The organism is Streptomyces sp. NPDC056169, from assembly GCF_042268445.1.
Taxonomy (GTDB): Bacteria; Actinomycetota; Actinomycetes; order Streptomycetales; family Streptomycetaceae; genus Streptomyces.
In genome coordinates this window covers 160461-172060 of sequence record NZ_JBHJUO010000022.1, presented here as the reverse complement: position 1 = coordinate 172060, position 11600 = coordinate 160461, and the positions used below count along the sequence as shown (strand labels likewise).

The following is an 11600-nucleotide window of genomic DNA, read 5'->3' as shown; positions in this document are numbered from 1 at the left end:
CGGCCACCCCCTTTATCTCCAGTTGCTTGGTGGTGGGCTGGGTCTGTTGTTTATAAGCGAGTGGGGGGGGGGGGGGGGGGGGGCGGGCCCGCCGCCGCCCGGGGGGGGGGGCGGACCGGCAGGCGCCCCCGCTACTGGTCGATCTTGTCGTCGACCAGCTTCTTGACGTTCTCCCAGGCCTTGGCCGGGTCGGTGCCGCGCTGCTCGATGTCGAGGATGCCGTTGTCGGTGAGGAAGGTCTTCACCTGGCCGTCCCAGCGGCTGATGACGGCGGGCGTGATTCCGGCGGCGGCGGACGAGAAGATCTTGCCGACCGGGGTGTCGCCGAAGTACGGAAGCTTGGCGTCCTGGACGGCCGCGGAGGTGAGCGTGTCCTTGGACGAGGGGATGTTGCCGTTGACCGCGAAGACCTTGGCGTGCTGCTCAGGGGCCGTCAGCCAGGCGGCGAGCTCGGCCGCCTCCTTGGTGTGCTTGCCGGACTTCGGCACGGCGAGGAAGGCGCCGCCCCAGTTGCCGGCGACCGGCGGCGCGGCGATGTCCCACTTCCCCTGGTTGGCGGGTCCGGCCTGGTCCTTGATGATGCCGGTCATCCAGCTGGGGCAGGCGACGGTGGCGAACTTGGAGTTCTTGAAGGCGGCGTTCCAGGTGCCCTTCTCGTCGAACTGGCGGAGCTTGGCGGTGAGTCCGTCCTTGCTCGCCGCGACGGCGGTGTCCCAGGCCTTCTTCACGCCGGGGCTGTTCTCCCAGTCGAGCTTGCCGCTCGCGTTGGCGTACTGGACCGGGTCGCTGGAGATCACGGCGTTGAAGAGGCCGCTCGCCGAGTCGTGGAAGGCGGTGCCGGCGGGAGCGCTCTTCTTGTACGTGTTCCCGGTCTCGATGAACTTGGCCCAGTCGCCGGCCCACAGCTTGGCGACGGCCTCGCGCTCGGTCGGCAGCTTGGCCTTGGCGAAGAGGTCCTTGTTGTAGCAGATGGCCATGGGACCGATGTCGGTGCCGAGGCCGATGACGCTGCCGCTCGCCGTCGTCGCCTGCTTGACCTTCCAGTCGAGGAAGGCACCGATGTCCGCGCCGCCCTCCTTGCTCAGGTCGACCCACTTGTCCGCCATGGTCTCGCCGGTCGCCTCGGCGATGTAGCCGACCTCGACGGCCTGGATGTCGGCGAGACCGTTGTTCTGGGCGAGGCGCAGCTTCAGCGTGTCCCAGTACTTCTGGCCGTCGGAGACGTTCGTCTCCTCGATCTTGATGTTCGGGTGGGACTTCTCGTACTCGGCGTAGAGCTTGGCGCCGGTCTTGTCGTCGTACCCGAAGGAACCGAAGGTCCCGACCCGCAGGGTGATCGTGCCGCCGCCCTGGGCGTCGCCGCCGCCGTTGTCGTCGCTGTCGCTGCCGCAACCGGTGAGCAGGGTCGTACCGGTCACGACGACGGCGACCGCCGCGATCGCCGCCCGGCGTCCGCGTCTGCTGCTGGAAGTGCGCATTCCACTCTCCTCGTCCAAGGTGGTGCTCGTTGTGCGCCGAGAGGTCCGGCCGGCTGATCGCGGCTCGGCGGCTGCCCGCCAGGACCTGATGCAGGCCGTGTGCGCTCTGATGGGAGCGCTCCCACGTCGTTGCCGGAAGGTTGCTGCCTGGCGGGTGCGGGTGTCAAGAGATGAACGCGGATTCGTTACCGGAAGGTTTTCCGGGGGTTTCGCCGGGGCCTTGCGGGGGTGGGGCCGTCATCTCCTGAACGCACGCTCGTGGCGTGAAGGGATGCGCGTGGACTAGTGTGGGAGCGCTCCCATCCCTGTCGTGGCATGAGTGAGCAGCACGTTGTCCTACGAGGGGAGTTCGGCGGTTGTGAACGGACGGCAGAGCGGCAGACCGACCCTGGAGCAGGTCGCGGCCAGGGCCGGGGTCGGCCGGGGAACGGTCTCCCGGGTGATCAACGGCTCTCCCCGGGTGAGCGAACAGACCAGAACGGCCGTCGCCAGAGCCGTCGCCGAACTCGGCTACGTCCCCAACCAGGCCGCCCGCGCCCTCGCCGGCAGCCGCACCGACGCCATCGCGCTCGTCATCCCCGAAGTCGAGGCCCGGCTCTTCGCGGAGCCGTACTTCCTCGACCTCATCCGCGGCGTCAGCGCCGAACTGGCCGACGCCGACAAACAGTTGCTGCTCACCCTGGTCCGCAGCGAGCAGGAGCGGCAGCGCTTCGAGCAGTACCTCGCCGCCCAGCGCGTCGACGGGGTGCTGCTCGCCTCGGTCCACGGCGACGACCCGCTGCCCGACCGGATCCGCGAGCTGGGCCTCCCGGTCGTCATGAACGGGCGCCGCTCGGAGGCCGAGCCCGTGCCGTACGTCGACTCCGACAACATCGGCGCCGGGCGCGCGGCCGTCGCGCACCTCGTGGGGGGAGGCCGGAACCGTATCGCGACCGTCACCGGGCCGCTCGACATGTACGTGGCCCGCGCCCGGCTCGGCGGCTACCGCGCCGGGCTCGCCGAGGCCGGCCACGCCCCGGACGAGGCCCTCGTCTCCGCGGGCGACTTCACCGAGGAGGGCGGCCGGCGGGCCATGCGGCTGCTGCTCGACCGCAGGCCGGACCTGGACGCCGTCTTCGTCGCCTCCGACGTGATGGCGGCCGGGGCGCGCGGGGTACTGCGGGAGGCGGGCCGCCGGGTCCCGGAGGACGTGGCGCTCGTGGGGGTGGACGACTCGGCGGTGGCCCGGCTGATGGACCCGCCGCTGACGAGCGTGCGGCAGCCGATCGAGGAGATGGGGCGCACGATGGCGCGGATGCTGATCGAGGAGATCCAGGAGATCCATGGGATCCAGGGCATCCAGGGGACGGCGGCGGCGCCGGAGGAGCCGCGGCGGCACGTCCTGCCGACGGAGCTGATCGTGCGCGAGTCCTGCTGATCTCCGGCTGCGGGGAGGGCTCGCGGGTACGGGAAAGGCTCCTGCGGCCGGCCGGGACCCTGGGGGTCCGGGCCGGCCGCAGGCCTCATGCGAGGCGTCTCGCGAGGTCTCTCACGAGGTGTCTCGCGAGGGGTGTTACAGCGCCGGGTAGGCGTTCTTCATGAGCTCCTGGAACTGGGCCGAGAACCACTGGCCCGAGATCGGCGCGTCCGGCAGCGCGCCCGACATGCTGTTCCCGTTCCGGGCGTTGCCCGTGTAGGTCGGGTCGCACATCCGGTCGAAGCCCTTGCCCTCGTTGTTCGGGATCTCCTTGCTGGCGCCGTCGGACTCGCCCGGGGGCTTCATCCAGACGTACGCGTCGATGCCCGCGGCGGGCGCCGCCTGGGGCCGCTCGCCGAGTCCCGCGCCGGCCTGGTTGCACCAGTTGCCGAGGTGGATGCGACGGTCGTAGCGGCCGCCGTTGACGTACGTGTCGACGCTGGTCGTCGCGCCCGGGGCGGTGGGCCGTGCGGTGCCGCCCCAGCCGTTGCGGGAGGTGTCGATCAGCATGCCGAGGTTGCTGTCGAAGCCGATCGAGACCAGCTTGGCGCGCATCGCCTGGGCGTAGGACAGCTCGTCGGTGTAGCGGTTCCAGTCGACCCACTTCGACTGGCGCACGGAGGTGCCGTTGACGCTGTCGTTGATGGTGAAGTGGTCCTCCTTCAGGGCGCTGTAGTTGGCGGTGTTGACGATGAAGCCGTGCACCTTGGAGACCGTGGAGCCCTCGGCCGTGGCGGCCTGCTTGAACAGCTCGGCGGAGGGGCCGAAGTTGTCGTCCCAGCCCAGCCAGCCGTGGTGACCGGCGTCGATGTAGTTGTAGACGTTGCCGATCGAGCCCAGCTTGTTGAGGGCGTAGCCGACACCGGTGATGTAGTTGCCGTTCGCCTTCATGACGTCGCAGTTGGGCGTGGCCGTCGGGCGCCCGGAGACGTTGGTGACCAGGTTGGGCAGCGAGTCGATCTCGACCGTGGTGACGATCCGCAGGCCCGCGTACTTCGCGTCGCCGAGGATCGCGGCGATCGGGTCGATGTACTCGGTCTTGTAGCGGTTGATCTCCGTCGGGCCCAGCTCGCCGTTGGAGGCGAGTGCGGCACAGTCGCGGCCGGGCAGGTTGTAGATGACCAGCTGGACGACGAGCTCGCCGGAGCCCTTCTGCTCCAGGGCCTTGTCGAGGTGGGCGCGCAGGCCCATCGAGGTGGCGGAGCCGTTGATGGCGGCGATGCGGTCCAGCCAGACGCCGGTGGGCTGGTTCGAGATCCTGGTGCCGCCCGGCTCGGCCGCGGCCTTCGCCGCCCACTCGGGGTTCACGTACACCTTGGCACCGGCGTACGGGTTGTCGGCCTTGGTCCCGGCCGGCGGCGTGGTGGGAGGTGTGGTCGGCGGAGTGGTCGGGGGAGTCGTGGGCGGGGTGGTCGGCGGCGTCGTGGGAGGGGTCGTCGGCTCGGTGGCGCCGTTGCAGACGACGCCGTTCAGCTTGAAGGTGGCCGGTACGGCGTTCGTGCCGCTGTACGAGCCGTTGAAGCCGAAGGAGGTCGAACCGCCCGTGGTGAGCGTCCCGTTGTAGGAGACGTTCTTGGCGGTGACGGCGGCACCGGACTGGGTGATGGTGGCGTTCCAGCCCTGTGTGACCTGCTGGTTGCCGGCGTAGGACCATTCGAGGGTCCAGGAGGCCACCGGGTCACCGGTGTTGGTGACCGTCACGTTGGTGCCGAAGCCGGTGCTCCACTGGTTGGTGATCTGGTAGTCGACCTTGCAGCCCGGGGCGGCGGCGCCGGCGGTGGCGGTGCCGAGGACGGTGGCGGTCGCGCCGGTGGCCGTGATGAGGCCGAGGGCCGCCAGGAAGGCGGTACGACTGGTGCTTCTGGTGCGGCTCATGCGGGTGTGGATTCCTTTCGGGGAACTTTCAGGGATCGTTCAGGGATCCTTGAGGGGGCTTTCAAGGGGTTTCAGGGGGTTTCAGGGAGTGAGGGCGCGCAGGTGGTCGCGCAGCCCGATGCCGAATGCGGTGGGGGTGCCGTCGTACGAAGTGATCAGCGCGGGACCGGAGTTGCAGTTCCAGGTGTTCCAGGTCCAGCCCAGGTACGAGAGGCCGCGGTCGTCGAACCACTTCATGACGCGGTCGATGAACGCGTGTCCGCAGGTGTTCTCACCGATCTCGCCCGCGAGGAGGGGAACCTCGGCGGCCACCGGGGCGAGGGTGTTGTTCCAGCACGTCTCGTCGGCGCAGGTGTTGAAGTTGTAGACGTGCCAGGCGGCGGCCAGATTGCCCGCCGGGTCCGTGGGGCGGTACGTGAGCCACTGGCTCAGGTCGTTGGAGTACGCGATGCCCGGGACGAGAACGAGGTTCTTCGCTCCCGTGGCGCGGACCGCGTCCACCAGGTCCTGCATGCCGGCGACCTCGTAGCCGATGCCGGGGCAGGTGCCGCCGTCGCGCCAGCAGGACCAGGCCTGCGTCGCGGTGGAGGTCGCCCGGTCCGGATAGGGCTCGTTGAACAGGTCGAAGACGACCCGCTTGTCGTTCTTGAAGGTGTTCGCCACCGAGGTCCAGAACGCCGGGGTGTACTGGGCGCCGGGCATCGGCTTCTGGCAGGAGGCGTGCACGTCGGAGCAGCCGGCCGAGTTGCCCGTGTACTGGCCGTGCGTCCAGTGCAGTTCGACGACCGGGGTCATGCCGTGGGCGAGGACCTTGGCGACCAGGTCCTTGACCGCGTTCACGTAGTTCGTGCCCCGGTACTCGGGCTTGATGTTGTCCAGGCCGAGCCAGCACTCCTCGTTGAGGGGAATGCGGACCGTGTTGGCCTTCCAGTCGGCGATGGCCTGGACCGAGGCGTCGTCGACGGGACCGTCGAAGAAGCCGTAGCCCTGGACGCACATGAACTCGCCGCCGGAGCGGTTGACGCCGAGGAGACGGCGGACCGCGCCGTTCTGGTCGGTGAACTTGTTTCCGGTGACGCTCAGTTGGGGCGCGCCGGTGACCGGGGTCGGCGGTGGCGAGGTCGGGGAAGTGGTCGGCGGTGTGGTCGGGGGAGTCGTGGGTGGTGTGGTCGGCGGGGTGGTCGGGTCGGTGGGCGTGGGCGTCGGCGTCGTGGTCGTCGGCGTCGGCGTCGGCGTGGGTGTCGGCGTCGGAGGCGCGTCCGTGGTGCAGGGCGTGCCGTTGAGCGTGAAGGCGGTGGGGGCCGTGTTGGCGCCCGTCCAGGAGGCGATGAAGCCGCCCGTCACCTTCGCGCCCGTGCCGAGGGCGGCGTTCCAGCTCTCGTTCACGACCGTGACGGAGGCCCCGGACTGGGACCACTTGCCGCCCCAGCCCTGGCTGACGACCTGGCCGGCCGGGAAGGCGAAGCCGAGGCTCCAACCGTTCAGCGCGGCACTGTTGTTGGTGACGGTGACGGCACCCTGGTAGCCGCCGGCCCACTGGCCGACGACCGAGTACTCCACCGTGCAGACGGGTGCGGCCGCGGCTCCTGAGGCCGCACCCATGAGGGCGAGCGCGGTGCTCGCCATCGTGAGCGCTGCTCCTGCGAGCAGCGCGGACAGACGTGGGGGATGTCGCATGAGCGAGTCCTCGCAGCGAGGGCACACCTCTGGCGGTGTGCCGACCGGACGGATTCGCTCCCACTGGTCGGGCAGACCGTAGCGTCAACAGCCGCCAAGCAAAAGAGGGGTTGAGTAAATTCCCCGGTCATCTGCCTTCGACTCTTCGCAGACCTTGACGCCGATGCGCCCCAACTGCACAGTGGGAGCGCTCCCACTGGTTCAGGGCTTGTCCCCACAGGCTCATCCGCTCTTCGCATCCCCATCCTCCCGAGCCGCGAGGAGAACCACCCGTATGCCGCGACCACGACCACGACCACGACCACGACCACGACCACGCCGGCCGCTGACCGCGCTGGCCGCAGCCCTCTCCCTCCCCCTCGGCCTCACGGCCGTCGGTGCCGTCTCCACCGCCCAGGCCGCGACCGTGCAGTGCAGCGTCGACTACAAGACCAACGACTGGGGTTCGGGCTTCACCGCCGAACTCACGCTCACCAACCGGGCGGCCGAAGCCCTCGACGGCTGGACCCTGACCTACTCCTACGCCGGAGACCAGAAGCTCACCAACGGCTGGAACGGCACCTGGTCCCAGTCCGGCAAGAACGTCACGGTGACCAACGCGTCCTGGAACGGCACGCTCGCCCCGGGCGCCGCCGCCACCACCGGCGGTCAGTTCACCTACAGCGGGACCAACGCCGCCCCGACCGCCTTCGCGGTCAACGGCACCCCCTGCACCGGCGCCCACCAGCCGCCGGTCGCCGTCCTGACCAGCCCGGCCGCGGGCGCCGTCTTCACGGCGGGCGACGCGGTGCCGCTGGCCGCCACGGCCGCCGCGGCCGACGGCGCCACCGTCGGCAAGGTGGAGTTCTACAGCGACACCACCCTCCTCGGTACGGACACCACCGCGCCGTTCGCCGTCAGCGCGGCCGGCCTCGCCGCCGGGTCCCACTCCCTCTACGCCAAGGCCTACGACAGTCTCGGAGCCTCCGCCGAGTCCGCGCCGGTCGGCATCACCGTCGCCGCCGGACCCGCGCTCGTCGCCTCCCCGAGTCAGCTCGGGGTGCGCCAAGGCGCCACCGGCACCTTCGACCTGAAGCTCTCGACCGCCCCCACCGCCAACGTCACGGTGAGCGTCGCCCGCACCTCGGGCAACACCAGCCTCACCGCGACCCCGGCCTCCCTCACCTTCACCCCGGCGAACTGGAACACCGCCCAGAAGGTGACCGTCGCCGCCGCGGCCACCGGCACCGGCTCGGCCGTCTTCACCGCGACCGCCCCCGGCCACGCCAAGGCCGAGGTCACCGTCGCCCAGCTGGCCGCGAACTCCACGTACGACGCCCGCTTCCTCGACCTCCACGGGAAGATCACCAACCCGGCCAACGGCTACTTCTCGCCCGAGGGCATCCCGTACCACTCCGTCGAGACCCTGATCGTCGAGGCCCCCGACCACGGGCACGAGACGACCTCGGAGGCGTACAGCTACCTCATCTGGCTCCAGGCCATGTACGGGAAGATCACCGGGGACTGGACCAAGTTCAACGGAGCCTGGGACACCATGGAGAAATTCATGATCCCCACCCACGCCGACCAGCCCACCGGCTCCTCCTACAACGCCTCGAAGCCGGCGACGTACGCACCCGAGTGGGACCTCCCGTCCCAGTACCCGGCGAAGCTCGACTCCGGCGTCACCTCGGGCTCCGACCCGATCGCCGCCGAGCTCAAGAGCGCCTACGGCACGGACGACGTCTACGGCATGCACTGGATCCAGGACGTCGACAACGTCTACGGCTTCGGCAACGAGCCCGGCAAGTGCTCCGCAGGACCGACGGCGACCGGCCCCTCGTACATCAACACCTTCCAGCGCGGACCGCAGGAGTCCGTCTGGGAGACCGTCACCCACCCCACCTGCGACAACTTCTCCTACGGCGGGAAGAACGGCTACCTCGACCTCTTCACCGGGGACGCCTCCTACGCCAAGCAGTGGAAGTTCACCAACGCCCCCGACGCCGACGCCCGCGCCGTCCAGGCCGCCTACTGGGCCGACCTGTGGGCCAAGCAGCAGGGCAAGGGGAGCCAGGTCACCGCGACCGTCGGCAAGGCCGCCAAGATGGGCGACTACCTGCGGTACGCGATGTTCGACAAGTACTTCAAGAAGGCCGGGAACTGCGTCGGCCCGACCGTCTGCCCGGCCGGCACCGGCAAGGACAGCGCGCACTACCTGATGTCCTGGTACTACGCCTGGGGCGGCGCCACCGACACCTCCGCCGGCTGGTCCTGGCGCATCGGCTCCAGCCACACCCACGGCGGCTACCAGAACCCGCTGGCCGCGTACGCGCTCAGCGAGTACGCGCCGCTCAAGCCCAAGTCGGCGACGGGCGCGGCGGACTGGGCGACCAGCCTCGACCGGCAGCTGGAGTTCTACCGCTGGCTCCAGTCCGACGAGGGCGCCATCGCCGGCGGCGCCACCAACAGCTGGCAGGGCCGCTACGCCACCCCGCCGGCCGGCACGCCCACCTTCCACGGCCTCTTCTACGACGAGAAGCCCGTCTACCACGACCCCGCGTCCAACCAGTGGTTCGGCTTCCAGGCCTGGTCCATGGAGCGGGTCGCCGAGTACTACCAGCAGACCGGTGACGCCGGGGCGAAGACCGTCCTCGACAAGTGGGTCTCCTGGGCGCTGTCCAAGACCACGGTCAACCCGGACGGCACCTACCGCATCCCCTCCACCCTCCAGTGGTCCGGCGCGCCCGACACCTGGAACGCGGCGAACCCCGGCGCCAACGCCGGGCTGCACGTCACCGTCGCCGACTACACGAACGACGTCGGTGTGGCCGCCGCCTACGCCAAGACCCTCACCTACTACGCGGCCAAGTCCGGCCACACCGAGGCCAAGCGCGTCGCGAAGGCCCTGCTCGACGGCATGTGGGACCACCACCAGGACCCGCTGGGCATCGCCGTCGAGGAGACCCGCGCCGACTACAACCGCTTCGACGACCCCGTGTACGTACCGAGCGGCTGGACCGGCACCATGCCGAACGGCGACGCGGTGAACGGCACGTCCACCTTCGCCTCGATCCGCACCTTCTACCAGGACGACCCGGCCTGGCCGAAGATCGAGGCCTACCTGGCGGGCGGCGCGGCCCCCGTCTTCACCTACCACCGGTTCTGGGCCCAGGCGGACATCGCCCTGGCCATGGGCTCGTACGCGGAGCTGCTCGAGTAACAGCCCGCCCCGCATGGAGACGGCTCCGCGTACGACGAGGCCGGGTGGATCCCGAGAGGGACCCACCCGGCCTTCGGCTGTCCCCGGCCTCAGGGCCTGTCCGGCGGATCATGGCCGGGGCCCCGTCGGTGATCCATTGACGCGCGAAGTCCCGGCTCCTACCTTCTCGTTCGGACACACGACCAGTGGTCGATATTTCGAACGAAAGGGATCCGCGTGTCACTCCCCGAGCACACCGCCCGCTTCACCCTCGACCCCGACTTCACCGTCGCCCCCGTCGACCCCCGCCTCTTCGGCGCCTTCGTCGAGCACCTCGGGCGCTGCGTCTACACCGGCATCCACGAGCCCGGCCACCCGGCCGCCGACGAGGACGGCCTGCGCACCGACGTCCTGGAGCTCGTCCGCGAGCTGGGCGTCACCGCGATCCGCTACCCCGGCGGCAACTTCGTCTCCGGCTACCGCTGGGAGGACGGCGTCGGCCCCGTCGACCGCCGGCCGCGCCGGCTCGACGTGGCCTGGCGGTCCACCGAGACCAACCGCTTCGGCCTGAGCGAGTTCATGACCTTCCTGCGGAAGGCGGGTCCGGAGACCGAGCCGATGATGGCGCTCAACCTCGGCACCCGCGGCATCACCGAGGCCATGGACCTGGTCGAGTACGCCAACCACCCCGGCGGCACCGAGCTGTCCGACCGCCGCGCCGCCCACGGCGACAAGGACCCCTTCGGCATCCGCCTGTGGTGCCTGGGCAACGAGATGGACGGCACCTGGCAGACCGGCCAGAAGACCGCCGAGGAGTACGGCAGGCTCGCCGCCCAGACCGCGCGCGCCCTGCGGAGCATCGACCCGGGCCTCGAACTCGTCGCCTGCGGCAGCTCCGCGCGCGGGCTGCCGACCTTCGCCGCCTGGGAGGCGACGGTCCTCGCGGAGACGTACGAGGTCGTCGACCACGTCTCGCTGCACGCCTACTATGAGGAGGTGGACGGCGACCGCGACTCCTTCCTCGCCTCCGCCGTCGAGATGGAGGCCTTCATCGAGGAGGTCGTCGCGACCTGCGACCACGTCGGCGCCCGGCTGAAGTCCGCGAAGAGGCTGACGCTCTCCTTCGACGAGTGGAACGTCTGGTACCAGCGCCGGCCCAATCCGCACGCGGTGGAGGACTGGCAGGAGGCCCCGCGCCTCCTGGAGGACGTCTACACCGTCACCGACGCCGTCGTCCTCGGCACCCTCCTGATCGCCCTGCTCCGCCATGCCGACCGGGTCGCGGTGGCCTGTCTCGCCCAGCTCGTCAACGTGATCGCCCCGATCATGACCGAGCCGGGTGGTCCCGCCTGGCGCCAGACCACCTTCTTCCCCTTCGCCCAGGCCTCCCGGCACGGCCGCGGCACCGTCCTCGACGTCCGCGTGGACGCGCCCGCACACCCCACGGCGCGGTACGGGGAGGTGCCCCTGCTGCACGCCACGGCCGTTCGCGCCGACGACGGCACGGTGACCGTCTTCGCCGTCAACCGCGACCGGCACGCGCCGCTGCCCCTGGAGGTCACCCTGCGCGGCCTCGGTCTCGACCGCGTCGTCGGGCACAGCGCGCTCGCCGACGCCGATCCCGAGGCCCGCAACACGCTCGACGAGCCGGACCGGGTCGTGCCGCACCCGGTGGACGGTTCGACGCTCGACGGCGGGCTGCTGCGGGCGGTCCTGGAGCCGATGTCCTGGAACGTCATCCGGCTGGCCTGACCGGCCCGTTGTTGAATCCTTTCACAAGGTCGCCATCGCGCACGGTTCGAAGCGCTTCGAAAGATCCCGTCCGAAGCGTTGACGTGGCTGGCCGACGACCCTACTTTGGCCCAGCAAGCGCTTTCCTGAAACGTTCCATTAACGCGCGGAGGACGAACTGTGCGTACTCAAAGCACTGTTG

General features: G+C 70.1%; 6 protein-coding genes. 3 read left to right on the top strand and 3 right to left on the bottom strand.

Annotation, left to right across the window (positions count from 1 at the left end; all coding sequences use genetic code 11):
• Positions 1-131: 131 nt before the first annotated feature.
• Positions 132-1478, bottom strand: coding sequence for an ABC transporter substrate-binding protein (locus tag ACFC0G_RS32360; protein WP_376410198.1), 1347 nt, complete (start codon positions 1476-1478; stop codon positions 132-134).
• A gap of 358 nt (positions 1479-1836) precedes the next feature.
• Between ACFC0G_RS32360 and ACFC0G_RS32355 the strand changes: the two genes are divergently transcribed.
• Positions 1837-2895 carry a LacI family DNA-binding transcriptional regulator gene (locus tag ACFC0G_RS32355; protein ID WP_376410227.1) on the top strand — a complete coding sequence of 353 codons (1059 nt, stop codon included), beginning with the start codon at positions 1837-1839 and terminating at the stop codon, positions 2893-2895.
• Between the two features lie 135 nt (positions 2896-3030).
• Here the strand turns inward: ACFC0G_RS32355 and ACFC0G_RS32350 are convergent, their stop codons facing one another.
• Positions 3031-4809: a glycoside hydrolase family 6 protein gene (locus ACFC0G_RS32350; protein WP_376410195.1), complete on the bottom strand. Its 1779-nt coding sequence runs from the start codon at positions 4807-4809 to the stop codon at positions 3031-3033.
• Between the two features lie 81 nt (positions 4810-4890).
• Positions 4891-6486 (bottom strand): cellulase family glycosylhydrolase, encoded by a 1596-nt coding sequence (locus tag ACFC0G_RS32345; RefSeq protein WP_376410191.1) that lies wholly within the window; start codon positions 6484-6486, stop codon positions 4891-4893.
• 274 nt (positions 6487-6760) lie between these two features.
• On the opposite strand from ACFC0G_RS32345, the gene ACFC0G_RS32340 reads away from it, so the two are divergent.
• Complete coding sequence (locus ACFC0G_RS32340; RefSeq protein WP_376410188.1) at positions 6761-9688, top strand: glycoside hydrolase family 48 protein; 2928 nt, start codon at positions 6761-6763, stop codon at positions 9686-9688.
• A 216-nt stretch (positions 9689-9904) separates the two neighbouring features.
• A complete protein-coding gene (locus ACFC0G_RS32335) occupies positions 9905-11419 on the top strand; it encodes an alpha-N-arabinofuranosidase (RefSeq protein ID WP_376410185.1) in 1515 nt (504 codons plus the stop codon).
• Positions 11420-11600: the final 181 nt, after the last annotated feature.

Coding starts and splice junctions, on each gene's coding strand:
- ACFC0G_RS32360 (WP_376410198.1), bottom strand. CDS start 1,478: ATGCGCACTTCCAGCAGCAGACGCGGACGCCGGGCGGCGATCGCGGCG.
- ACFC0G_RS32350 (WP_376410195.1), bottom strand. CDS start 4,809: ATGAGCCGCACCAGAAGCACCAGTCGTACCGCCTTCCTGGCGGCCCTC.
- ACFC0G_RS32345 (WP_376410191.1), bottom strand. CDS start 6,486: ATGCGACATCCCCCACGTCTGTCCGCGCTGCTCGCAGGAGCAGCGCTC.
- ACFC0G_RS32340 (WP_376410188.1), top strand. CDS start 6,761: ATGCCGCGACCACGACCACGACCACGACCACGACCACGACCACGCCGG.